At 35.7% G+C, this 24,196-nt stretch carries 23 protein-coding genes; 8 read left to right on the forward strand and 15 right to left on the reverse strand.

The genetic code is table 11. The features are described from left to right. Positions 1-174 precede the first annotated feature (174 nt). Positions 175-3,537 carry a DNA polymerase III subunit alpha gene (gene dnaE, locus JM172_RS07790; RefSeq protein WP_214481697.1) on the reverse strand — a complete coding sequence of 1,121 codons (3,363 nt, stop codon included), beginning with the start codon at positions 3,535-3,537 and terminating at the stop codon, positions 175-177. A 293-nt stretch (positions 3,538-3,830) separates the two neighbouring features. Between dnaE and ytrH the strand changes: the two genes are divergently transcribed. Together ytrH and ytrI are read left to right on the forward strand one after the other, a co-directional pair. Further along, a complete protein-coding gene (gene ytrH, locus JM172_RS07795; protein ID WP_214481611.1) occupies positions 3,831-4,172 on the forward strand; it encodes a sporulation membrane protein YtrH in 342 nt (113 codons plus the stop codon). After that, the gene (gene ytrI, locus JM172_RS07800; RefSeq protein WP_214481612.1) at positions 4,169-4,672 is read left to right on the forward strand and encodes a sporulation membrane protein YtrI; all 504 of its coding nucleotides are present in this window, start codon (positions 4,169-4,171) and stop codon (positions 4,670-4,672) included. Before ytrH ends, ytrI begins: the two co-directional genes overlap by 4 nt. 38 nt (positions 4,673-4,710) lie before the next feature. Here ytrI and JM172_RS07805 read toward each other — a convergent pair whose 3' ends face one another. Further along, positions 4,711-5,646 (reverse strand): DHH family phosphoesterase, encoded by a 936-nt coding sequence (locus tag JM172_RS07805; RefSeq protein WP_214481613.1) that lies wholly within the window; start codon positions 5,644-5,646, stop codon positions 4,711-4,713. Between the two features lie 127 nt (positions 5,647-5,773). Here JM172_RS07805 and JM172_RS07810 point away from each other — a divergent pair, with 127 nt between their 5' ends. After that, positions 5,774-6,073 (forward strand): YtpI family protein, encoded by a 300-nt coding sequence (locus JM172_RS07810; RefSeq protein ID WP_214481614.1) that lies wholly within the window; start codon positions 5,774-5,776, stop codon positions 6,071-6,073. Positions 6,074-6,200: 127 nt separating this feature from the next. On the opposite strand, the gene JM172_RS07815 is transcribed toward JM172_RS07810, so the two are convergent. From JM172_RS07815 to JM172_RS07825, 3 genes are all read right to left on the reverse strand, one after another. Beyond that, on the reverse strand, positions 6,201-7,520 hold the full coding sequence (locus JM172_RS07815; protein ID WP_214481615.1) for a CBS domain-containing protein: 1,320 nt from the start codon (positions 7,518-7,520) through the stop codon (positions 6,201-6,203). 584 nt (positions 7,521-8,104) lie between these two features. Beyond that, positions 8,105-9,109 carry a phosphotransferase family protein gene (locus JM172_RS07820; RefSeq protein ID WP_214481616.1) on the reverse strand — a complete coding sequence of 335 codons (1,005 nt, stop codon included), beginning with the start codon at positions 9,107-9,109 and terminating at the stop codon, positions 8,105-8,107. Positions 9,110-9,526: 417 nt separating this feature from the next. Continuing rightward, positions 9,527-10,207: a metal-dependent hydrolase gene (locus JM172_RS07825; RefSeq protein ID WP_214481617.1), complete on the reverse strand. Its 681-nt coding sequence runs from the start codon at positions 10,205-10,207 to the stop codon at positions 9,527-9,529. A 177-nt stretch (positions 10,208-10,384) separates the two neighbouring features. Between JM172_RS07825 and JM172_RS07830 the strand changes: the two genes are divergently transcribed. After that, positions 10,385-11,479, forward strand: coding sequence for a M24 family metallopeptidase (locus JM172_RS07830; RefSeq protein ID WP_214481618.1), 1,095 nt, complete (start codon positions 10,385-10,387; stop codon positions 11,477-11,479). Between the two features lie 455 nt (positions 11,480-11,934). Beyond that, positions 11,935-12,648: an FAD-dependent thymidylate synthase gene (gene thyX / locus JM172_RS07835; protein ID WP_214481619.1), complete on the forward strand. Its 714-nt coding sequence runs from the start codon at positions 11,935-11,937 to the stop codon at positions 12,646-12,648. An 87-nt stretch (positions 12,649-12,735) separates the two neighbouring features. On the opposite strand, the gene JM172_RS07840 is transcribed toward thyX, so the two are convergent. Together JM172_RS07840 and JM172_RS07845 are read right to left on the reverse strand one after the other, a co-directional pair. Continuing rightward, on the reverse strand, positions 12,736-13,497 hold the full coding sequence (locus JM172_RS07840) for an SDR family oxidoreductase (RefSeq protein ID WP_214481620.1): 762 nt from the start codon (positions 13,495-13,497) through the stop codon (positions 12,736-12,738). A gap of 184 nt (positions 13,498-13,681) precedes the next feature. Next, positions 13,682-13,843, reverse strand: a complete 162-nt coding sequence (locus JM172_RS07845) for a hypothetical protein (RefSeq protein WP_214481699.1) — start codon at positions 13,841-13,843, stop codon at positions 13,682-13,684. 116 nt (positions 13,844-13,959) lie between these two features. Here JM172_RS07845 and JM172_RS07850 point away from each other — a divergent pair, with 116 nt between their 5' ends. Then, the gene (locus tag JM172_RS07850) at positions 13,960-14,409 is read left to right on the forward strand and encodes a universal stress protein (protein ID WP_214481621.1); all 450 of its coding nucleotides are present in this window, start codon (positions 13,960-13,962) and stop codon (positions 14,407-14,409) included. A gap of 50 nt (positions 14,410-14,459) precedes the next feature. Here the strand turns inward: JM172_RS07850 and argH are convergent, their stop codons facing one another. Both argH and JM172_RS07860 read right to left on the reverse strand, forming a co-directional pair. Beyond that, on the reverse strand, positions 14,460-15,839 hold the full coding sequence (gene argH / locus JM172_RS07855) for an argininosuccinate lyase (protein WP_214481622.1): 1,380 nt from the start codon (positions 15,837-15,839) through the stop codon (positions 14,460-14,462). Then, complete coding sequence (locus JM172_RS07860; RefSeq protein ID WP_214481623.1) at positions 15,836-17,041, reverse strand: argininosuccinate synthase; 1,206 nt, start codon at positions 17,039-17,041, stop codon at positions 15,836-15,838. The genes argH and JM172_RS07860 overlap by 4 nt, the downstream gene beginning before the upstream one ends. A 183-nt stretch (positions 17,042-17,224) precedes the next feature. Between JM172_RS07860 and JM172_RS07865 the strand changes: the two genes are divergently transcribed. Both JM172_RS07865 and JM172_RS07870 read left to right on the forward strand, forming a co-directional pair. Next, positions 17,225-17,539, forward strand: a complete 315-nt coding sequence (locus JM172_RS07865) for a hypothetical protein (RefSeq protein WP_214481624.1) — start codon at positions 17,225-17,227, stop codon at positions 17,537-17,539. A 226-nt stretch (positions 17,540-17,765) separates the two neighbouring features. After that, positions 17,766-17,999, forward strand: a complete 234-nt coding sequence (locus JM172_RS07870; protein ID WP_214481625.1) for a hypothetical protein — start codon at positions 17,766-17,768, stop codon at positions 17,997-17,999. 173 nt (positions 18,000-18,172) lie between these two features. Here the strand turns inward: JM172_RS07870 and JM172_RS07875 are convergent, their stop codons facing one another. The 6 genes from JM172_RS07875 to ytfJ form a co-directional block, all read right to left on the reverse strand. Next, a complete protein-coding gene (locus JM172_RS07875) occupies positions 18,173-18,685 on the reverse strand; it encodes a MogA/MoaB family molybdenum cofactor biosynthesis protein (RefSeq protein WP_214481626.1) in 513 nt (170 codons plus the stop codon). Further along, positions 18,682-19,524, reverse strand: coding sequence for an EcsC family protein (locus JM172_RS07880; protein ID WP_214481627.1), 843 nt, complete (start codon positions 19,522-19,524; stop codon positions 18,682-18,684). Before JM172_RS07880 ends, JM172_RS07875 begins: the two co-directional genes overlap by 4 nt. A gap of 436 nt (positions 19,525-19,960) precedes the next feature. Continuing rightward, a complete protein-coding gene (locus JM172_RS07885) occupies positions 19,961-21,151 on the reverse strand; it encodes an acetate kinase (RefSeq protein WP_214481628.1) in 1,191 nt (396 codons plus the stop codon). A gap of 141 nt (positions 21,152-21,292) precedes the next feature. After that, entirely contained in the window at positions 21,293-22,276 is a 984-nt protein-coding gene (locus JM172_RS07890) for a class I SAM-dependent methyltransferase (RefSeq protein WP_214481629.1), read from the reverse strand. A 193-nt stretch (positions 22,277-22,469) separates the two neighbouring features. Beyond that, positions 22,470-22,970 carry a thiol peroxidase gene (gene tpx / locus JM172_RS07895; RefSeq protein WP_214481630.1) on the reverse strand — a complete coding sequence of 167 codons (501 nt, stop codon included), beginning with the start codon at positions 22,968-22,970 and terminating at the stop codon, positions 22,470-22,472. A gap of 737 nt (positions 22,971-23,707) precedes the next feature. After that, entirely contained in the window at positions 23,708-24,190 is a 483-nt protein-coding gene (ytfJ, locus tag JM172_RS07900) for a GerW family sporulation protein (protein ID WP_214481631.1), read from the reverse strand. Between the last annotated feature and the right edge of the window lie 6 nt (positions 24,191-24,196).

Genomic DNA, 24,196 nt, shown 5'->3' on the forward strand with positions numbered 1-24,196 from the left:
GAAATATATAGCAAAAATATACCTCTCTTACTGCCACTCAATGTTCCTATTGTTTTATTAACTCACGTTTCCTTCAATATGTTAATATAACTCATGTCACAAACAGCAGTAGATTGGTCTGACCAATGATACCTATACAATATAACATAATAGTGATAGAAGTAAAGAAGTATATCATTTTAAAACAACGTTTCTTTCACCCAATATCTCGGTCATCTGCTCTATACATTCTTGTGAAGGGTCTACCAAAAATTCTTCAGGTAGGCGAATTGTTCTTTGTTCTCTTTCATAATATATAAGTACCGCAGTTTCTCCAGGGAATGATGATAATATATTTTTTATTTCTTGAACTTTCCCTTCAGCCATTTGTGTGTCTTCAAATCTCAAATAAAGAGATTTATTAGAAGATGACTTGATCATTTCATCCATTGTATAAACGGTTTTAATAATAATTTGTAGCTTTTCTAACCTTTTTTCACATTTCCCTTCTACGACCACGATATTGCCCTTGTGCAGAATATTACTATATTGTTTATAAACAGCTGGAAACGCAACCGCATCAACATCTCCTGAATCATCACTAAACGTATAAAATGACATTACTTCCCCTTTTTTTGTACGTATTACTCGATCATTTGTAATATATACACCTAATTTCACTAATTCATTTGATTTATTATCTGCAAGCTGATGAATTTTTCTCGTACGTATGGAGAAGAATAAATCTTCATACATCGTTGTTGGATAACTTGAGAGATAGAATCCAACAGCTTCTTTCTCCAACTTTAACATTTGATCTTCGGATAATTCTGCAACTTGAGCATATTTTGGCTTGAGCATAAATTCCTCATGAAATAATTCAATTTGATCTTTGCTATCTGGTCTAACTAGTTCAGCATGCTCTAATGCAATATCTATACTAGCTAATATAGTAGCTCTGTTTTCTCCAAACTCATCAAAGCAACCTGCCATTACTAATGACTCTATCGTTTGTCTATTAATTTGTTTCGCGGAAGTTCTTATGCAAAAATCGAATAGATCACTAAACTTTTTTTGTTTTCGGCTACGAAAGATTTCTTTTAAAGCAGCTCCTCCAACATGGTGAATAGCAGCTAGTCCAAACCTAAGTCCATGTTTTTCAACTGAAAAACCAAAGAAGCTGTGATTTATGGATGGTGGTAATATTTTTATGCCTTGCTGCTTAGCTTCTCTAATATAGGAAGCGAGCTTATCATCCTTACTTATGACGCTTGTTAAGATTGTTGCATAAAAATAGATTGGATAATTTGCTTTTAGATAAGCTAAATGATACGCAATCATGCTATATGCAACTGAATGACTTCTATTAAATCCATAATTAGCAAAGCGAACTATTAAATCATAAATAGAATTTGCAACCGACACAGAGTATCCTTTGCTAACGCTGCCATTGACAAAGTGTTCCCTTTCTTCGTCTAATACATCCTTTTTCTTCTTTGATACTGCCCTTCTTAATAGATCCGCTTCACCTAACGAAAATCCTGCCATTACCGCAGCAATTTGCATAATTTGTTCTTGATACACAATCACACCGTAGGTCTTAGCTAATATAGACTCTAAATCAGGATGTGGATATGAAATTGGAGACTTATTATGCTTCCTATCAATATAAATCGGTATGTTATCCATTGGTCCAGGTCTATATAGTGCATTTACAGCAACAATATCCTCAAAGCTACTCGGCTTCAATCTTTTGAGCACCTGCTTCATGCCTTCGGATTCAAGCTGAAAAACACCTGTTGTTTGCCCTTGACTAAGGAGAGAGTAAGTGACCTTATCATCCATTGGAGTTTGATCTAGGTTAATGCTATTCCCAGTCTTTTTTTCAACCATAGTTATAATATTTTCTATCAATGTAAGGTTACGTAAGCCTAAAAAATCCATCTTTAGTAGACCAATATCCTCTAAAATATCCATTGGATACTGTGTTAAATATACATCTGCATGACCTTCTTGAATGGGAATGATATTCGTTAATTGTCGATCACTTATAATTACACCCGCAGCATGAGTAGATGTATGTCGTGGTAAGCCTTCTATTGTTAACGCTATTTCATATATTCTTTTCGCCACATCGGTTTGTTGTATACGCTCCCTAAACTCAGAAGATTGACGATACGCCTCCTCAAGTGTGATTCCTTGCTTCATCGGTATTTTTTTAGCTAAAAAGTCCACTTCTTTTGGTGATGCCCCCACTACTCTTCCGACATCACGTAATGATGCTCTTGCACCAAGCGTACCAAATGTAATGATTTGAGCGACATGCAATTGCCCGTACTTATTCTTTACATAATGGATCATCTCGTCACGACGGGTATCTGGAAAGTCAATATCTATATCAGGCATCGTAACCCTTTGTGGATTTAAAAACCTCTCAAACAACAACTGGTGCTTTATTGGATCTATATTAGTTATGTATAAGACATATGCAACTAGCGAACCTGCAGCAGATCCCCTTCCTGGACCAGTTAGGATACCGTTATGGTGCGCATACTTCATAAAGTCCCAAACGATTAAAAAATAATCGCTAAATTTCATTCGATTTATAATTTCTAATTCATACATTAGACGGTCATAATGTTCGTCCGTCGGCTCTTGATAACGTTCCTTTAACCCTTTCAAACATAAAGAAGCTAAGTAATCATTCGACTGCTTGCCATCTGGAACAGGAAACCTTGGCAATTGTGCCGTACCAAGTGCTATCTCAGCATTACATCTATTTGCTATTTCAACAGAATTTGCTACTGCGCTTGGATAGCTATTAAAAAGTTCAAGCATCTCTTCTGGATTCTTTAAATAATACTCATTTGAGGCTAGTTTAGTTAAATGATCGTCGGATAATTTTAACCCTTGTTTAATAGCTGTTAAGCAATCATAAGCAATAGCATCTTTCTTTTCGGTATAATGTACATCATTTGTTGCTACAACACTGAGATCAACATCTTTACTTAACGTTACTAGCATCTCAGTTAATTCACGATCTTGTTGTCTATGTTGTTGAATTGAAAAGAAAAAGCAATGATTAGCAAAAAAATTTTTGTAGAAATTAGCACGTTCTCTTGCTTTTTCAACCTCATTATTAAGTAACAATTGTTCTATTTCACCATGACGACCAGGTGTGATTGCAATAAGATCTTGTCTATAATGCTGGAGCCATTTTAATGGAATACCTTCCTTCGCTTTTGTTAATACCGAACTACTAATTTTCATTAAGTTTTGATAGCCATTATTATTTTTTGCGAGTAATACTAACGGATAAGCACTAGGCGCATCTGAACTTTCATTTACAAGTACAGAGACTGTAAGACCAATGATAGGTTTTATTGAATGCTTTAAACATGTTTTATAAAAGGTAACAGCTCCGTACATGACATTTTCATCTGTTAATGCCAAAGCACTATAACCGTGATGTTTTGCTTTTAAAACTAAACTTTCAATTGATGCTGCACTATTCAATAAGCTGTACGCACTTTTTATTTGAAGGTGAACAAAAGACACAGAAACCCCTACCTTATCATCATTACTTTTAGAGTTCATTTATAAATAATCCGAATTGAATGCACTTGTAGACTTAGATTCATTTAAATATGTAGCTAGCTTAGCCGTCGAATGACAGAAGCTGTTGCATTTTTTTGTTAACAGAATATAGCACTTTCATACAAGTACAGTTTTGTTCCTTACTTCATTCAAATCCCTCTATTAATAATTATATTTGTTGTAACCAAGCTATACAAATCAAAAACATATTTCCTTATGTTTGTCCATATACATGTATCGAAAGGGTGATGAGTATGGAATTGAAGGAAGCGTTTATCCCAATGTTTATAAAAAGCTATTTTATAGCCTTCGGTGTTCTACTCGGTGGGGCTTTAATTGGTGGTTTAGGAGCATTTATATCTGGGCAACCACCCTTAACTGAAATGTTTCGTCTGTCAAACAGATTAAAGATATGGGCATTGGTAGCGGCAATTGGTGGAACGTTTGATGCGATTTATAGCTTTGAGCGCGGCATATTTTCTGGAGAAACTCGTGATGTATTTAAACAAATTTTACTTATTGTTTCAGCTATGGGAGGCGCTCAAACAGGGACGGAAATCATTCATTGGTTTACACAGGAACATATATCACGATGAGGATACCGCCACATTTTCAATTACCGAATTGGCAGCGATTTTTTGCTGGAGTAGCTATTGGTGCCATTATTAGTTGGTTAGTGTTTCTATATATGTTTGGCGTTTTACAGGAAAAACAAGTTAGTATGATTGAGCGTCAGCAAAAAGAAATTTTCAAACTTAATAATGACATAAAAATTTGGCAGGATGATTATCGAGAGTTAAATGAGAAGAATAAAAAACAACTAACTTTACAAGAAATAATAATAGACATCACCGCACATGAAAAATTTAACTTAGATCAAAATAGCATCATCTTTATTCAGGAAGAAATCAGAAAAGAACTAAGCTCTTTGCTTGCGAAAGATATTGAAACAGTTTATAAAAATAGTACTTTGTTAGAGAAATCAATTGAAAACAAACCATTTACAATTAATGAAAAATCATACCGAGTAAGAATAAAAAAGATTGGATATTTCACAACATTATATATTCATGGAACGATTGAAATCGTAAAGTAAGCAGATAACAGGAATGAGTGAGATTCATTCCCGTTATTTTATTCAGCACAAACCTTTTCTAAATCTGCCAATACATCATTCATTGTATCCCAAGAATAAATTGATGCCCCTGCGGCGAGTGGGTGCCCCCCACCATTGTATTTCTTCGCTACCCCATTTATTACAAGCGCTTTCGAGCGTAGACGTACCCTAATTACATCTTCCTCTTCAACAAAAAATACCCAAGCTTTTATCCCTTGAATATGTCCGATTGTACTTACCAATTGAGAAGCTTCCATAGGAGTAACCTCAAATTCATCTAGCATTTCCTTTGTTATAATAACAGAAGCAGCACCATTTTCTGACACAGTAAGGTTTTGAAATACATAACCATTTAACTTTGCAACATTCAGTTTCGTTTCGTATAGCTGATTATAAAGATTATTAATTGAAAAACCATATTCAATTAGTTCACTGGCATACTTAAAAGTTATTGGGTTCGTATTAGGAAACATAAACCTCCCAGTATCTCCTACAATACCTGCATATATCAACTCTGCCGCCTTTTTATTTAATACTAATCCTTCATTTTCACCATATTTATAAAACTCATAAATCATTTCACTCGTTGAACTTGCAGTTGTATCTACCCAAATAATATCACCATAAGGCGTTTCATTAGGGTGATGATCTATTTTAATTAGTTTCTTTCCTAAGGAATACCTCGTATCATCAATTCTTTCTTCATTGGCAGTATCACATACTATCACCAGAGCATCATTATATGTTATATCCGTGATGTCATCTAATCTACTTAAAAAGTTCAAAGACTTTTCCTCACTACCTACTGAAAATACTTTTTTTTCTGGAAAAGACGCTCTAATGATTTCTGACAACCCACATTGGGAACCGTATGCATCAGGATCGGGGCGAACATGCCTATGAACTATAATTGTGTCGAACTGTTTTATTGCTTGCAAAATATTATCTTTCATTAGTATCTCCTAACATTCAATGGTTTTCTTTATCATAACATGAAAGAGCATAGCATAGTTAGTTGTAGCTTTTTAGGCTATTAATCGCTAAAATAATAATGGACAAACAAGATGGAGGTTTAACTGCATGCCTGTATTCGTTATATTTATCGTTTTATCTATTTCATTTTATTTATTTTATAAAATAAAATACTTCAGAACAAAAAGGCCGATTGAACGTCAGTGGATATCTGCTAAATCTAGTATGGCACTTGGTACCTTCGTTTTATTATTTGCAATTAACCAGCTAATATTATTCCCAACAACGATTACATTCATTGTTGGAACGATATTGATATTGTTTGGTGGAGGTAGTATTTGGGCAGGGTATCGAGCGTATAAATATTTTTTACCACTAGCGATTAAAGAAGCTGAAGAACTTAAATAAAGGATGAAAGCGGAGATAGCATATCTCCGCTTCTGTTATTACTTGGACGATGACAATCTACCGTGTAAGGTGTTTGTATTTAGTAGAATTCGGTCGCACACATATTCTCTAAGATAAGGTAAAGCACTTATGACCGGTCAATAAGTTGACACATCATTAAAGCTTTTCCAACAACCACCCCTTCATTGTAAACCTCTACATCTACTTTGCCGAATTTACGACCCACTTCTAATACTTTTGGACGTATTTCAATCATACTCTCAATTTGTACAGGTTTAATGAAATAGATTGTAATGTTTTCTACAACTATATCTCCTTTTTTAAAAGAACGAAGAACTCTATTAGCAGCTTCCGTTACGATTGTCGTAAATACACCGTAAGAGATTGTTCCAAGATGGTTTGTCATTTGTGGTGTTACTTCACACCGATACATTTCACTTTCTTTTGAACTAGTAGATATATTTACAAAATGACTCGTCACTAGATCATCAATTGTCTCTCCGATTTGAGGTTGTCGTTGAATCATTTGCAATGCTTTTAACACGTCTTGCCGACTAATTATTCCTTGAAGCTTATTTGATTGGTTCACAACCGGGAGCATTTCAATCCCTTCCCAAACCATCATATGAGAACATGATGCTACTGACGTTTTCCCACTTACGTTCAATGGATTTTTCGTCATTATTTTCTCTATCACCGTGTCATTGTTACTCCCCATAATGTCTTTTGCGGTAACCATGCCTTGAATTTTCAATTGATCATCAACTACTGGATATCGACTATGTTTTGTCTCAGTATTATATTCATACCATTTTGAAACCGGATCATTCACCTTTAAATAAATGGTATTTTCGATAGGAGTCAATATATCCTCAACTAACACAATTTCTTTTTTAATTAATTGATCATATATGGCTCGATTGATCATTGTTGCAACAGTAAACGTATCATAACTACTAGAAATGATCGGCAATTGTAGTTCATCTGCTAGCTTTTTCACATAATCATCAGTATCAAAGCCACCAGTAATTAATACAGCTGCTCCCGCCTCTAATGCAAGTTCATGTGCTTTCGTCCGGTTTCCAACTATTAATAGATTTCCTGCCCCAGTGTATCGCATCATTGCTTCGAGCTTCATTGCACCGATGACCATTTTGTTCAGTGTTTTATGTAAGCCTTCTCTTCCACCTAAAACTTGCCCATCTACAATATTTACAACCTCGGCATATGTAAGCTTTTCAAAGTTTTCTTTTTTCTTACGTTCAATTCTAATTGTTCCGACACGTTCAATCGTACTCACATAGCCTTTATTTTCTGCATCCTTTATTGCACGGTACGCTGTTCCCTCACTTACACTCATATCTTTTGCAATTTGGCGAACTGAAATTTTTTCCCCTACCGGTAAGCTATCAATGTGTTGTAATATTTGTTCATGTTTTGTAGCCAATTTATTCACCCTTTTTCTCGGTTTCATTATTGGTAGTAGCTAGAAGTTTGTTAAAATCCTACTATTACACTACCAAATATGGACACCGCTTGGATTATCTAACCCTATTTTTCTTTATTATAAAGGTGTGAGCAAATTGATTCAATGAAGCTATTGGTACTGTTTTACTTTTTTTACTTGATTTTTAGATAATCTAACCTTTTGTGATGATTTGTTCTTAGGTAAATACAACAATCCCACTAAATTACCTCCTATAACAATGATCCCAAAGCTAATCCAGACGAGCGAATAAACACCATGCAAGGTATCTGTTGTAAAAGACAAAGAGGGTACCGCAATATATATGATCGCACTACTAATAAGAAGGCATAGCAACAGTCTATTTTTCATTTGTTTCAATCCTTTCAAATAGAGTTTGTACTAATTAATATGCACCTTATGCCTTAAAAAGAAGTAGCTGATCGAGTAGATACATAAAATAGATAAATTCCTCTCATTTACAAAAGGAAAAGGCTCTTTCGTATTTCCTACTTTCACATGTGGAACAAGTTACCAGGGTAAAACATCTAATTATGTATGTGTTATTAGTTTATTAAATCGGCTACTGCTTCAACATATTGTTGTGCCCAGTTAGAAAATGATAGATCATGCTTCCATGTAACCATCCCCATAGCTTTCGCACAGCCCCAATCTAGTACATTTTGTTGGAGCATGTGTACTTTTATTCGTTGTTGATAAGATTCTTTTTCTTCTACATTATGTAAGTATACAGACAATAAATGTCGTGCAATTTCCTGTTCGCCATTATCAATATACAGTATGAGCATCTTTATTAAATCTGAAACTGGGTCTCCAAAATAGGAGTTCGTGAAATCAAATAAACCACTAATACTCCATCCTCTATCATTTGTATGTAACAAAAAGTTTTCTGGTTTAAAGTCTCCCATAACGAATGCGGGTGAAGTGATGCTATCAAAATATCCTTTTGCACTGTTTAATAATTCCTCTACCCACAATATGTCTTCAGTAGTTATAGTTGAATACTTTTTTGCATCATTCAACCAATAATTAATTCTGTTATATAGCCATGTTCTGTATGTACCATCAAAAGGACGTATACTGAAATCTTTCGTATTTAACTCACCAAAGTCATTTACTTTCCAACTATGTAGTGCAGTAAGCGTTTCAGCTATCACTTCAGCAATTTTAAATTTGTCCTCTAAAAACAGCCTACTACTAACTTCTCTTAAATGTTTACCTGGAAGTAATGGCATGATTGCATATTTCCAACCAAATATATCTTCATTATCATCAACAAGATAAGGTGTAGGAACAGCTATGCTTGTTCGATCACGTATTTTTTCTACAAAAAACTTCTCTTCAGCAAACTGCCCAGAAAAAAGCGGATTTCCTTTGAGAACAAACCTTCCTTCAGTAGACGTAACAAGCAAAGTTTGTCCCATAACACCATTTGCTGTTTTTTCTGAAGAGACAAATTTACCTAAGTTAAATCTATGAAGCATAGACTGTAACTGTGTATCAGTAATATGCCCCAATTTTTTCGAAGCAAAAATAATTTCAGTAGTCAATCTTATCCCCCTAAATAAAGCTTTTTTTACGTTTCACCTGGCTGTTTTCGTATTATTTGTTGCTTTTCGTTCTATAAGCACGTATACAAATAGCATTCGTACCATCTTCTCTACTTTTACAATTATTAAGCTTTCATAAAACTCATCAAACTGTTAAAAGTATCAAGAAAACTTACGAAAAGAATCTTTGGTTATTATTGGATGAAACTAGCTTAAAATCTTATTTTGCTATTCGCAACATGATTTACGAAAAAGATTTTTCCTTGTTATATAATATTCTTTATGATTTACTCATTCCCTTTTCAAATAAAAAAAGCTTGTTTTGATCGCTTTCAAAACAAACTCTTTATTTCAACATTCAATGTATAAACCATTATTCAAATGTTAATTTATCTTGTTGATTAACAGTTATTTAATCTAGACGCGAATGCCTTCGCCTACCTGTAATACTTTTCCATTACCTTTTAATTGGCTAACAAATTGTTCGGCATTTTGTTCAATCACTGGGAATGTATTGAAATGAATTGGCACAACGAGCTTTGCCTGCAACCATTCCGCAGCAACAAGTGCATCAGTAGGACCCATCGTGAAATTATCTCCAATAGGAATAAATGCAACATCTAAATTATTCAGCTCACCAATCATTTTCATGTCAGAAAATAGCGCGGTATCTCCTGCATGGTATATGGTTTTACCCTCTGAGCTAAATAGTATACCACTAGGCATACCGGTATAAATAATTTCTTTCTTTTCTTCATCTATGTAGCTAGAGCCGTGAAATGCTTGTGTTAGCTTGACAGTACCAAAATCAAAGTCAAAAGACCCACCGATATGCATACCGTGGACCTTTACACCTTGCCAGCTTAGGAAAGTAGCTAATTCATATGGAGCAATAACAAGTGCATCATTTTTTTTAGCTAATTGAACGGTATCACCAACATGATCCTTATGTCCGTGTGTTATTAAAATCACATCTACTAGTAAATCTGACACTTGTAAATCTGTTAAATTGTTTCCATTAATAAATGGATCGATGATCAATTTTTTGCCTTTCGTTTCTATCACAACAACTGAATGGCCATGAAACGATACTTGCACAAAAATCCCTCCTTTTTTTATATGTATGAAAATCTCCTTACACTCATGAGTATAATCCTATAGCTGTTATTTTCAAACTAATTTTCGTTTGCTAATCGTAATTAACTGTTTACATTCTCACCTTTCCCTGCTAGGCTCAAGATTAATAAGATTTTTCAAAAGGGATGGTGTTGTTAAATGAATCAACGTCTTAAACTACTCTCAGAGTGGCTAACGGAGCAAGATATCTCTATGTGCTTTGTTACGAATCCGTCAAATGTCTTCTATTATAGCGGTTTCTTGAGTGACCCTCATGAAAGATTATTAGCGTTACTTGTATTTCAGCAAGAAGAACCTATACTAGTGTGTCCACAAATGGAAACACAGCAAGTAAAAGACGCAGGTTGGACATATGAAATTATAGGATATAACGATACCGACAATCCGTGGGAATTTATTGCTACTGCCATAGCCAAAAGAAAAATAAACATCCATTCACTTGCAGTAGAAAAAGACCACCTGAATGTTAGCCGTCTAGAATTACTTCAGAGCTTATATCCAAATGCTTCGTTTATTCGTGCAGAAGAAAAACTAAACACGCTTAGAATGTTAAAGGATAGCAAAGAGATTGACATTTTGCGACAGGCTGCAGAACTAGCTGATTACGGCATTGAAGTTGGAGTTTCCGAGATTAAAGAGGGTAAAACAGAGATGGAGATTCTGGCTACGATTGAATATGAACTCAAGAAAAAAGGGATTCAACAAATGTCTTTCCAAACAATGGTCTTAACAGGAAAGAAAACAGCTTCTCCTCATGGAAACCCAAGTACTGATAAAATCCAGCAAGGAGATTTTATTTTGTTTGACTTAGGGGTTGTTATTGATGGCTATTGCTCAGATATAACAAGAACAGTAGCATTAGGTAACATAAGTGACCAACAACAGCAGATTTATGAGACTGTTTTAAAAGCAGAATTAGCTGCACTTGAGGCTAGCAAACCTGGGGTTGAAGTTGGAAAAGTAGACAAGACTGCCCGTGATATTATTACTAGTGCAGGATATGGTGAATACTTTACTCATAGAATTGGACACGGACTCGGTATTGAAGTACATGAGTATCCTTCAATGAGTGCAACTAACAACATGCTATTACAACCGGGGATGGTATATACTATTGAACCTGGAATTTACATACCTGAAATAGGTGGGGTTAGAATTGAAGACGATGTCGTAATTACTGAAAACGGCATTGAAACCTTAACAAAATTCCCTAAGGAGTTAACTATTATATAGAAAAGCGCAAGCGCCTTGATCATCCCACATGAAGCAGGAAAAGCGGAAGGCGCCTGGTTATCGGCGACAAGCATAAGACCAGACGGCTGGAAGGTTGCTTTTTAACCTTCTTGACGGATTGACTTATGACCTCGAGCCGATGGCGCGTGGAGCTAGACAATTAAGAAAAGCGGAAGGCGCCTGGTTATCGGCGACAAGCATAAGACAAGACGGCTGGAAGGTTGCTTTTTAACCTTCTTGACGGATTGACTTATGACCTCGAGCCGATGGCGCGTGGAGCTAGACAATTAAGAAAAGCGGAAGGCGCCTGGTTATCGGCGACAAGCATAAGACAAGACGGCTGGAAGGTTGCTTTTTAACCTTCTTGACGGATTGACTTATGACCTCGAGCCGATGGCGCGTGGAGCTAGACAATTAAGAAAAGCAGGCTGACCAAGACAATCAGGAGGTATATTATGAAAGTTGAATTATTTTCTCACACCCAGCTATCCAATAAAAAACGAGAACAACTAAAAGATGTACTAGACTTAGGGGTAACAGATGGCAAATTAGTTGCCTTTACCGCAATAAGAAACTGTTATTCCTATCTTTTACCAACCGAAATTGTTGAACAAGAAGGGCATAGATACCTAAACAAACCTGCTACAGATGGTGGAAGTGGAAATGATATGGACAGATTAATACGACATATTGTTCATAGCGGACATACTTCTACGATGGAACATATCTCATTTACGTTTGCTCTTGAAGGTGTTTCAAGAGCGCTTATGGCTCAATTAACGCGCCACAGAGTTGGCTTTTCATATTCCATCGAATCTCAAAGGTATGTAAATTACGGCAGTGATAGTAAAAGTGGTGGCTTTACTTATTCAAGCCCTGTTTCATTAAATGAAGAACAATTAGAGGTTTTTTCAACTTACATGGATGATATACAAAATATGTATAATAAACTAATAGAAATGAAGGTTAAGCCTGAAGACGCACGTGCTATTTTGCCACAATCTGTAAATACAAATATTGTAATGACATGCAATCTAACATCTTTCTTAAGTTTTTATAGCAAAAGAAAGCCTGGTACTCATGCTCAGGCTGAAATTCAAGAACTTGCAGTTAAAATGCGAGATGAAATCTTAGATGTTGAACCTTGGCTTCAAGGATTTTTCGAGTAAAACCACACTTTACAATCAGGTGGAGAACCACCTTCACCTGATTGTAAGAACAATGGAGTTAAATGCTACAAAAATAGGTGGTTTGAATTACCTAAATCTGTTTATTACATTTTCCCCGCCTGTCACATCAATGATAGAACCTGTTATCATGTCTGAGTCATTTTCACATAAGAAAGTAATCGTTCTTGCAATATCTTCTCCTGTAGCAGACCTACCTATTGGTGTGTGATTCATACCTGTCATGCTTCTAGCGTCCGAAATAGAAGCTTCCTTCATATCACCCAATATATTACCTGGACATACCATATTTGCAGTAATTCCATATGAAGCCTCTTCTAATGCAATTGTTTTAGTTAATGATACTAGGCCAACTTTAGCTGCACTGAACCCAGACCTATGAATCCAACCTTGAGCAGCATCAGCACCTTGGAACCCATATGTAATGATTCGACCAAAATGTTGTTTTCGCATTATCGGGAGCGTTTTTTTGAGCAAATGAAAGACACTATTAAGATTGCCTTCAATCATTTCATACCATTCAGCCTCTTCATAATCTATAAGATTTTTGCGTTCAAAAATATAAGGTCCTGCATTGTTAATTAAGAAGTCAATTCGTCCAAACCTCTCCATTGTTTTATCAACAAGTTGAATTAAATTTGTTTTATCCGTTACATCTCCTTGGATAAATTGCAATCGGTCGTCCAAGTGCTTATACTGATCTTGAAAATCTTTAACAGCTCTATCATACGTACGATAATTCACTGTCACAGAGTATCCCTTCTCTAACAGTTTTTCTGTTACTTTCCGACCAAGCCCCTTTGCCCCTGCAGTAATCAGTGCATGTCTCACAATTTCACCCTCCCCCTAAATATCATTACATGTATTTTTTCCAACATTAATTGACTATGTTCTATATATGTAAAGTTGTACATTGTTATTATATTACAAGATGTTTCTCTTTGTATATTTTCCCAACCAAAAACACCATGACCTCTTAAGTCATGATGTCTTAGTTTATACTATTTACTATTTATTATTTATTATTAATATCCTCAGCTTCTTGTTGTTTATCATATCGTTGCTCAATTACACCACTTGAGTATGCCTCTGTTATTTGTTGACTAATTTCCTCTGAAGCCTCTTCGAAATAGTTATACTGATTTTTAGTACCTGTATTATTTTTATGTTTGTTCATCATCAACACCCCTTTTTAATTGTCATAATATTTTCAAGACATCATTAGTTTCTAATTTTTTTAACATGCTATACTGGTAATATAAAGAAATATAAATCCTAAGGGGTGATTTTTATATGAGCATAACTTATAACAAAATTCTAGTCGCAGTGGATGGGTCAAAAGAGGCTGAATGGGCTTTTAAGAAAGCTGTTGAAATTGCCAAAAGAAATAATGCTGGTATTGTTCTAACACATATTGTTGATACAAGATCATTTGCCACGGTTGAGACTTATGACAGAATGATAGCAGAAAGAGCTGAGAAATATGCTACAGAGCTCCTAGGAGAATATCAAGATCTAGCAAATAAGGCTGGTGTAGAAGAAATAACTATTGATATAGACTTTGGGTCACCTAAAGCACATATTGCAAAAGAGATAGCACCTAAACACAATGTAGACCTTATCATTTGTGGCGCTACAGGGCTAAATGCAATTGAAAGGTTTTTTATCGGAAGCGTTTCGGAAGCGATTACACGTTATGCAAAATGTGACGTATTAATCGTTAGAACTGAAAAAGATTTGTAACTTTTGAATAATTAACTATAATAAATGATCCAGGGTTTTATAACCCCGGATTACTTTTTTTCTAAGCGTAATTTAGCTTGTAATATTGCATTTTCTACTTCCCGAAACCCAGTCCCTCCTACACTATTTCTACGATTTACAGCAGTATATGGGTCCAAATAATCAAATATATCTTCTTCGAATAAATGACATGCATTTTTGTATTCATTGAATGGTAAATCTAACAAATAAAATTCTCTATCAATACATGTTAGTACAAGCTTCCCTACAATTTCATGAGCTTCACGAAATGGCAATCCTTTCGATGCTAAGTAGTCAGCTAATTCAGTTGCATTTGAAAAATCTTGCTTAGTCGCTGCTGACATTTGATTTTTGTTGATAACCATTGATGCAATCATGCCTGTAAAAATTTGTAGTGAACCAATAACAGTTTTTACAGTATCGAACATTCCTTCCTTATCTTCTTGCATATCTTTGTTATAAGCTAACGGCGTCCCCTTTAAGACAGTTAATAATCCAAATAAATTTCCATAAACCCTGCCAGTTTTCCCACGAATTAGCTCGGCCATATCTGGATTTTTCTTTTGTGGCATAATACTACTTCCTGTTGCAAAACGATCATCGATTTCAATAAATTGAAATTCTTGACTAGACCATAAAATCATTTCTTCACATAAGCGTGATAAGTGCATCATTAGCATAGAGCTGTTACTTAAAAATTCAACAATAAAATCTCTATCACTAACTGCGTCTATACTATTTTCATAAATACTATTAAAACCTAACAATGAAGCGCTATATTCACGGTCAATGGGAAATGTTGTTCCAGCCAATGCTCCAGCACCAAGCGGGGATTGGTTTATACGCTTTAATGATTCCTTATATCGAGTTTTATCCCTCTCAAGCATCCAGAAATAAGCCATTAAGTGATGTGCAAAGGATATTGGCTGGGCTCGTTGTAGATGTGTATAACCTGGTATAATCGCTTCAATATGGTGCTCTGCTTGCGTAACAAGTGCAGCTTGGAATTCACAAATTAATAATATAATTTCATTCACATTTTTTTGTAAATATAAATGCATATCCGTTGCTACTTGATCATTTCTACTTCGGCCTGTGTGTAACTTTCCACCCACAGGCCCTATCTCTTCAATTAACATTTTTTCAATATTAAGATGAATATCTTCTTCACTCACAGAAAAAGACATTTCATTGTTTAATGCTTTTTGTTCTAATAACTGAAGCCCTTGCTTAATCTTTTGAACATCACCTTCAGGTAATATTCCACATTTACCTAACATCGCTACATGTGCAAGGCTACCCTTAATGTCTTCTTCTACTAGTTCTTGGTCAAAGGGAATAGAAGCACCGAACTCTTCAACCCACTCCTCAGCTGTTTGTGTAAAACGGCCTCCCCAAAGTTTCTTCACACTATCACCTTCTCATTGTTAACGATACTGCTCACTTTCGTTGGTAACCCCCACAGTGTTATAAAACCTACTGCTGAAGAATGATCAAATTCGTCCTCCGTAGAATAGGTTGCTAATTTTTCATCATATAATGAGTTTGGCGATTTTCTTCCTTCAACGATCGCATGCCCTTTAAATAATTTCACACGTACGATACCGTTCACAAACTGTTGTGTTTCAGCTAAAAATGCAAGTAACGCATCTTTTAATGGTGAAAACCACAGTCCATTATAAATTAATTCAGTGAGCTGTTTTTCAATGAGTGGTTTGAAATGTGCCACTTCCTTGACTAATGTTATATCTTCTAGTTCTTTATGAGCTTTTATAAGTGTCATTGCTCCCGGGCATTCATACACCTCCCGAGATTTGATACCGACTAAACGATTCTCAACATGATCGATTCTACCTACCCCATGCTTTCCAGCTAATAAATTCAATTCTAATATAAGCTCTGCTAAGGAGTATTTTTTGCCATTTAAAGATACAGGAACCCCCTTCTCAAAGCTAATTTCTACAATATCAGGTATAGTTGGCGTGTTGTCTATGCTAGCTGTTAGTTCGTAAGCCTCTTCTGGAGGGGCTACCCATGGATCTTCTAGTACACCACATTCGTTACTTCTTCCCCAAAGATTTTGATCAATGGAAAATGGACTATCCAAATTAACCGGTATAGGTATGTTTTTGTTTTTTGCATATGCAATTTCTTCTTCACGAGACCAACTCCAATCTCTAACTGGTGCTAACACTTCCAATTTAGGATTGAGTGCTTTAATAGCCACCTCAAAACGCACCTGATCGTTTCCTTTACCAGTACAACCATGAGCGACAGCAACTGCACCTTCAAGCTCTGCAACTTCTACTAACTTTTTTGCAATTAGTGGTCTTGATAATGCAGATACTAATGGATATTTCCCTTCATATAACGTATGTGCTTGCAATGATATTAAAGCGTAATCATTTGCAAATTCCTCCTTAGCATCAATGACATATGATTTGATTGCTCCAACCTTTAACGCCTTTTCCTTAACAAATTGAAGATCCTTTCCCTCCCCAACGTCTAAACAACACGCTATAACCCCGTATCCATGCTCCTGAAGCCATTTAATTGCTACAGAAGTATCCAAGCCACCTGAATATGCTAAAACAATTTTTTGATTAGTCATCTTAACTCTCCCTCATTTATTTTGTATATTTATTCTCAATAACTTATATTTATTCATACATATTAACAGCACTTTTACAAGATTTCAATAGAATTTTTATAATAAGTACAAAAATTCTCTATTGGATAAAAAGAACTTAGTAATGTACAATAACGATAAGTAACTAGTCTTGGAGGAACGTTAATGATAGAAAATTTTATAATGGATAAACGTTTAGGAATATCCATTCCTAAACTTCAGAAGAATTGGGAAGACTTTACTAAAAATGATCAGCAAGCAATATTGTTGCATTGGGAGAAGGTTCGAGGGAAAATCCCTGACCGTATTGCAGATTTAGAAAAGATAATAAATAACAAACAAGCGGCACTTGGAAATGAAAATGATTTTCAGCGTTCATGCATACTCAATTCAGAAATAGCAGAATTAGCCTCCATTATTAATGATTTATGGCTATGGTATCGAATCAACCAAAATGTAACCGAAAAAATACATGTGTAAAGAAAAGCGGAAGGCGTCCCGTCATCGGCGACAAGCATAAGACAAGTATAAGAAAAGCCGACGAGAAGGTTGCTTTTTAACTTTCTCATCGGCTTGACTTATGACCTCGAGCCGATGGCGCCTGGAGCTAGACAATTAAGAAAAGCGCAAGCGCCTTGATCATCCCCGACAAGCACTGGAAGCCTTTCACTAGAAGGTGCTTTTTACCTTCTGGTGAAAGGGTGAAGTGACTCGAGGGGATAGCGCTGGAGCTAGACAATTAAGAAAATCGGAGCCGACTGGTCAGACTCGACAAGCGTTGGAACTTTTACGACTGAAGACGCTTTTTGTCTTCTTATGTAAAGGTGAAACGACTCGAGAGGTAGGAGGCGGAGCTAGACAATTAAGAAAAGCGGAGCCGACTGGTCAGACTCGACAAGCGTTGGAACTTTTACGACTGAAGACGCTTTTTGTCTTCTGATGTAAAGGTGAAACGACTCGAGAGGCTAGGAGGCGGAGCTAGACAATAAGAAAAAGCCGAAGGCACCTTGATTATTAGAAGCCATCGACCCGAAGGCGTTTTTTGCCTTCGGGTCGATGGTGAAGTGACTAGAGAGGATAGGTGCACATGTTAGCACTGCAACTAAATAAATACTATAAGTCCTTTCGTATTTCACGGACTACATGGCCAAGCTCCGGAAGAATAAGTTTATTCATTGCAAGCTTAACGGCTCCAGAAGAACCCGGTGTAGAAAAAATTGCTGTATCACCTGCTACACCAGCTATCGCACGTGATAAAATAGCTGCAGAACCGATATCTTCAGTGTAGCTTAACATTCTAAACAATTCTCCAAAACCTACTATCTCCTTGTCTATCATATCTTTAACTGTTTCAATAGTCACATCTCGTCTTGCAATACCAGTGCCACCATTTGTGAGAACAACATCAATATCTTGTTGATCACACCCAGCTATTATTGAACGGTGAATAAGCTGCTGTTCATCCTTCACAATGTCATAATCAACAACTTGATGACCACTATCCTTTAATAAAGAGATCATTAATTGTCCACTTTTATCTGTCATTTTATCTCTCGTATCACTAATTGTTATCACTTTACATCTAACCAGCTTTGGGGCCTCTTTTTTATGTTCTATTGTGCTCATAAAGGATTCCCACCTTTCTTATGTAGATAAGAGTATTGGTAATATTTTTGTGCGAATGTTGTAACATTTCTAGTTAATTGATAGTTTATACCCGCTCCAATCGCTATACCGACAATTGGTATTCCTTGAATCATTTTTCTACGGAAAAAGTAAATCATCATTGTTTTTAGTATCTGTTTAAGAGGTTGGTCCAGCCACTCTTCATTCATTAGTTTTTCATTTCCTTCATAAAAAAATGACTGAGTTGAATTTTCCATATCGTTCAACAAATTTCCCCATGCATTGCCTTGTAATCTTTTTGGAAGTGTCGCACCGTGAAATACCTTCAATGCTGTCATCATTTCGGAAGGTGTATTTATTTCATTGCCATATGACATAGCAATTAATTGAACTGCCCTTAAGTTGATAATTAACATAAGAGGTAAATCTATTCCTAAAAACGGAGCTCCTCCTGTACCAGTAATCCCACCTTGAACAAAAGAATATAATCTACTCTTGGCAACTTGCTGTTCACATAAATATGTAAGCTGATCTATGGATAATGTTTGTAAATCTGTTAATTGATTTATGTCTTCATCAAATAATCTTGCAGAAGTAATGATTTGTTCTCTCGTATCTATTTGTGGCTGTGATCCTTGAATCATTGCATGTAAATGAAATAACCAGTTATCTAGCTTCACAAAAAACTCTGTTCTTATATCATCAGGAAGAAGTTGAAAAGATTTATGCAGCCATTTGTCATATAATAATTCAAAGTCTGTCGGGTTCAATTGAGAGAATCGACTTTCCCAAGCAATTATATCATTTAAAACTTGTTGTTCACGATCAGTCACTGTCATCTTATTCCTCCTATTTCCAAACTTAGCCTATTATTATTATAACATGCTGACTAATTTAGAAAAGCGCAAGCACCTTGTTCATCCCCGACAAGCACTGGAAGCATTTTACACGAAGGCGCTTTTTGCCTTAGGGTGAAATGGTGAAGTGACCTCGAGGGGATAGGCGCTGGAGCTAGACAATTAAGAAAAGCGCAAGCGCCTTGATCATCCCCGACAAGCACTGGAGGCATTTTACACGAAGGCGCTTTTTACCTTAGGGTGAAATGGTGAAGTGACCCTGGAGGGGATAGGTGCTTGAGATTACACATAGATAAACATCATACAGTGAATGAAACTACGAAGTAATTTTATACTTTCTTACCATTTAACAAATACAAAAAGAGTCTTGTTCAGCAAAACGCAAAACAAGACTCTCATTTATTGAATGATAACTTTATTAGTGTAATGCAATTTTCACAACATCACGAGCAATCATAACTTCTTCATCCGTCGGTATGACAATAACCTTAACAGGTGAATGCGGATAATTAATAAACGCTTCTTTACCACGAACTTTATTAAGTGACGGATCCCAGTATACTCCCATAAACTCAAGTCCTTTTAACACACGAGTACGTATAACGTCACTATTTTCACCAATACCTGCAGTGAATATAATCGCGTCTACACCATACATTTTAGATGCATATGAGCCTATATACTTATGAATTCTATCTGCAAATACTTGTAAAGCTAATTCGGCACGTTCATTTCCTTGTTCAGCTTCTTGCTCAATATCACGTAAATCACTTGAGAAACCAGATACACCAAGCATTCCACTGCGTTTATTTAATACATCTAGTACTTCATCGGCAGTTTTCCCCGTCTTCTCCATAATAAACGGAATCAACGCAGGATCAATATCACCTGAACGTGTACCCATAGCCACACCTGCGAGTGGAGTGAAGCCCATTGAGGTATCAATTGATTTACCACCTTCGATTGCAGCTATACTTGCACCATTACCTAAGTGACATGATATAAGACGTAGCTGTTCCAACGGACGTCCTAAAAGTTCTGCTGCACGTTCTGAAACATATTTATGTGAGGTACCATGGAATCCATATTTACGAATTCCATATTCACTATAATAATGATATGGCAAACTATATAGAAATGATTGATCCGGCATCGTTTGATGAAATGCGGTATCAAACACAGCGATAGACGGTACATTAGGTAGTACTTCCTTAAATGCTTTTACACCAGTAAGGTTTGCTGGATTATGCAATGGTGCTAATTCAGATAACTCTTCGATATCCTTAATTACATCGTCAGTAATTAATACAGAGTCATTGAATTTTTCACCACCGTGAACGACACGATGACCGATGCCCTCAATCTCATCTAATGATTGAATAATGTTTAATGATGTCAGCTTATCAAGAAGCATCTTAACCGCAACTGAATGATCAGCGATAGGGCTAACTTCTGTTTGTTTCTCACCATTAACTGTTATATTAAAAATTGCATCGTCAAATCCAATTCGTTCTACAATCCCCTTTGTAACAACCTCTTCACTCGGCATTTCAAATAATTGAAATTTAAGAGAAGAACTACCTGCATTTATAGCAATAACTTTAGACATGTTATTTCACAGCTCCTTTAAAAATCGACACAATTTCATATCCGCCTCTATCATTTAACCACTCACTTTATTACAATGCAATATTAATGTAAAAATGGTACCGTTTTCGTCATAATTTCTTTATTTTCTGATTTTATTTTATTATTTTTCTACTTTAATCCAACTATCAATTCTTTGAATAATTCCTTGGATTGCCTCTTTCTTGGAAAAACTAGGGAGGTCAACTAACAGTGCCTGCTTTGGCACCTTAACTTCTGCCCCCTTTTTCTGTAAAATAAAAATACTTTTTGCATGCTTCTCATGTTGAAACAAAGATAAAGGCAACTGTAATAACCCTTGAATTATACTCGTTTCTTTTAAATACTTATGTAATGAGGGTGCTAGCTCACTTTCAAAAAGGTTATTGGGTACAAGAAAGAACAAATACCCTCCCTCTTTCGTATAGTTCATGCATTGTTCAATAAATAAATGATGTGCATAAGAATGTCCTTCCGGTGACTTCAATTCATACCCATCGGCCACAACATCGTTTGGATAGTATCCAATTGGCAAATCACATACAACAAGATCAACAGGATCAATTAATAATGGCTCTAAACTATCTTGATTAAAAAATTGAATTGGGTGCTGCTGAAGGTTAGCATTCACATATGCAAGCTTAATTAATAAATCATCCACATCTACACCGAAACTCGTTATTTGTTTATCGGAAGTATGGTTTAGAACAGTCGTAAGTAAATTTCCTGTCCCTACAGCAGGGTCAACAACTTTGAAGGATTCATAGTTTCTCATGAATTTAGAAACAAGATAACTTACGAAAACCCCAACTGAATCTGGTGTCATTTGATGATTTGGCTGTGTCGATTCCCGCATCCCCTTTAAAGCTGCAAGCTGGTATGCTTTTCTGATTTCCTCATTTGAATATTTTTGTACAATGAGCTTTTCGTACTCTTTATTTAATCTTTTCTTTGAAAGTTCACTAAGTTCTTCCTGTAAAATTGTTTCATGAAATATGTTTTCACCTGTTTCAGCCACTGCTTCTAAATATGAGCATGCTAGGTCCTCCTGCAATAGATTAGCTGTACTGTCTATTACTGAAAAGATTTGTTCGATATTGGTTGACAAATTAAAAACCTCCTAAATGTAAATGTATACTAATTGAAATTTAATATTCTCCTATACAGAAAATAATTATATTAATTTAATCCGATCAAAAAAGAAGGAAAAAGACCTCAACATCGAGGTCTTTTAGCATATGCAGCGTATTATCGTTCGTTAGTACTTGTCAGGGCAATTCAAGTCGGCTTCGCTTTGCTTGTTACTTTGCGGCCTTTACTGCTTCGATTGCTGCTTCGTAGTTTGGATGGTTCGTACCTTCTGAAACATACTCTACGTACGTGATATTATCATTGCTATCAATGACGAATACGGCACGTGCTAATAGACGAAGTTCTTTAATCACAACTCCGTATGCTTCACCAAATGATAGATCACGATGGTCAGATAAAGTAACGACGTTATCTATACCGCTTGCTCCACACCAACGCTTTTGAGCAAAAGGTAAGTCTACACTTACTGTTAACACTTGGACATTATCTAGGCTAGCTACCTCTTCATTAAAACGTCTAGTTTGCGCATCACATACCCCAGTATCAACTGAAGGGACAACACTGATTAGGCGAACTGAACCTTTAGAATTAGCTAACGTCACAGGCGACAAATCATTTGCTAACACCGTATAATCCGGAGCCTTGTCACCAACCTTAACCTCATTACCTAGTAATGTAACTGGATTACCTTTAAACGTGATATTTGCCATATTAATTCCCCCTTATTAGTGTATGTTCAAGTTTCTTGAACAACTATTTTTCTCCTAAATCTTTAAACAATCTAATATTTTTAGTATGTATAGTGATAATCATAACTTTTCTTATTATAGATTGCAAAGAAAAAACCTAGCTTACGTGTTAATACTAGTGAGTGGATTCACTCTCCATAATTAGAAACTTTATTAGCCACCTCTTCTTCTCTGTTTTAGAAAAGGAACTCTAGTTGCGCTCCTAGTACGAGAAACAACAATCAATTCGAAAACAGCCTATGGTTTTTATGCAACTTTGCTAATCGATAATAAAGTACGTGAATTGGAATATGTTTATACAGGTGGAGGGTCCACTAATACCGTAGTAAAAATTAACGTAGCCGAATAATTGATGATACTAAAGGGCAGATAAAGAGGGTAAGAAAATTGTGTTTATGAATGCTCACAGTTTAAATTTCCACTGCCTGCAATAGTACTAATTTTTTCCTATTAGTTCGTACATTAACGGATAGATAAGGGACAAGTTACGTTGTACTTTATCTACCCGTGTTCCCATAACAACTATGTCGATGTTTTTCGTAAATTTGTTTTCATATTAAAATATAAACAAATATACAACCATTGTTTTGTGGTATCTTTACATTAATAACGCGATGACAATCGGATGAAACCTGATTTGCTGTTGCAAAAATAACAACCAAGACCAAATGATTTAATTAAAGGAATTTTACTTTAGCTCATATATCAAAATCTTGCTTTGGCATATCTTGGTGATCTTTTGCTTTATTTCCTTTTATCTCCCGTTCACCATTTTGATCATTTTTCGAAAACATTTGTTGTATTTTTTCTACTGCCTGTGGAGCTAATTCTAATATTCTTTCATACAAATGTGTATTTTCATCAAGGTGCAACAGCTTTACTCCTGAAGGATTAACAATTAAAAAAGCAATAGGAGTAATCGAAACTCCTCCTCCACTTCCACCGCCAAAGGGATGTTTCTTAGAATTTTGCCCTTGTTGACCTTGTTGTTGACCACTCCGTTCTTCTATATAAAATTCACTTCCTCCTGCTGCAAACCCAAACCCTACTTTTGAAACAGTTAAGATCACACTACCATCAGGTGTTTCAACAGGATCTCCAATTATCGTATTTACGTCAATCATCTCTTTTAAATTCTCCATAGCAGTGGTCATTAAACCTTGTATAGGGTGATCAGACATATTAAC

This window comes from Bacillus sp. SM2101, assembly GCF_018588585.1.
Lineage (GTDB): Bacteria > Bacillota > Bacilli > Bacillales > SM2101 > Nanhaiella > Nanhaiella sioensis.

Coding starts and splice junctions, on each gene's coding strand:
- ytrH (WP_214481611.1), top strand. CDS start 3,831: ATGGAATTGAAGGAAGCGTTTATCCCAATGTTTATAAAAAGCTATTTT.
- ytrI (WP_214481612.1), top strand. CDS start 4,169: ATGAGGATACCGCCACATTTTCAATTACCGAATTGGCAGCGATTTTTT.
- JM172_RS07805 (WP_214481613.1), bottom strand. CDS start 5,646: ATGAAAGATAATATTTTGCAAGCAATAAAACAGTTCGACACAATTATA.
- JM172_RS07810 (WP_214481614.1), top strand. CDS start 5,774: ATGCCTGTATTCGTTATATTTATCGTTTTATCTATTTCATTTTATTTA.
- JM172_RS07830 (WP_214481618.1), top strand. CDS start 10,385: ATGAATCAACGTCTTAAACTACTCTCAGAGTGGCTAACGGAGCAAGAT.
- thyX (WP_214481619.1), top strand. CDS start 11,935: ATGAAAGTTGAATTATTTTCTCACACCCAGCTATCCAATAAAAAACGA.
- JM172_RS07845 (WP_214481699.1), bottom strand. CDS start 13,843: ATGAACAAACATAAAAATAATACAGGTACTAAAAATCAGTATAACTAT.
- JM172_RS07850 (WP_214481621.1), top strand. CDS start 13,960: ATGAGCATAACTTATAACAAAATTCTAGTCGCAGTGGATGGGTCAAAA.
- JM172_RS07860 (WP_214481623.1), bottom strand. CDS start 17,041: ATGACTAATCAAAAAATTGTTTTAGCATATTCAGGTGGCTTGGATACT.
- JM172_RS07865 (WP_214481624.1), top strand. CDS start 17,225: ATGATAGAAAATTTTATAATGGATAAACGTTTAGGAATATCCATTCCT.
- JM172_RS07875 (WP_214481626.1), bottom strand. CDS start 18,685: ATGAGCACAATAGAACATAAAAAAGAGGCCCCAAAGCTGGTTAGATGT.
- JM172_RS07880 (WP_214481627.1), bottom strand. CDS start 19,524: ATGACAGTGACTGATCGTGAACAACAAGTTTTAAATGATATAATTGCT.
- JM172_RS07885 (WP_214481628.1), bottom strand. CDS start 21,151: ATGTCTAAAGTTATTGCTATAAATGCAGGTAGTTCTTCTCTTAAATTT.
- tpx (WP_214481630.1), bottom strand. CDS start 22,970: ATGGCAAATATCACGTTTAAAGGTAATCCAGTTACATTACTAGGTAAT.
- ytfJ (WP_214481631.1), bottom strand. CDS start 24,190: ATGTCTGATCACCCTATACAAGGTTTAATGACCACTGCTATGGAGAAT.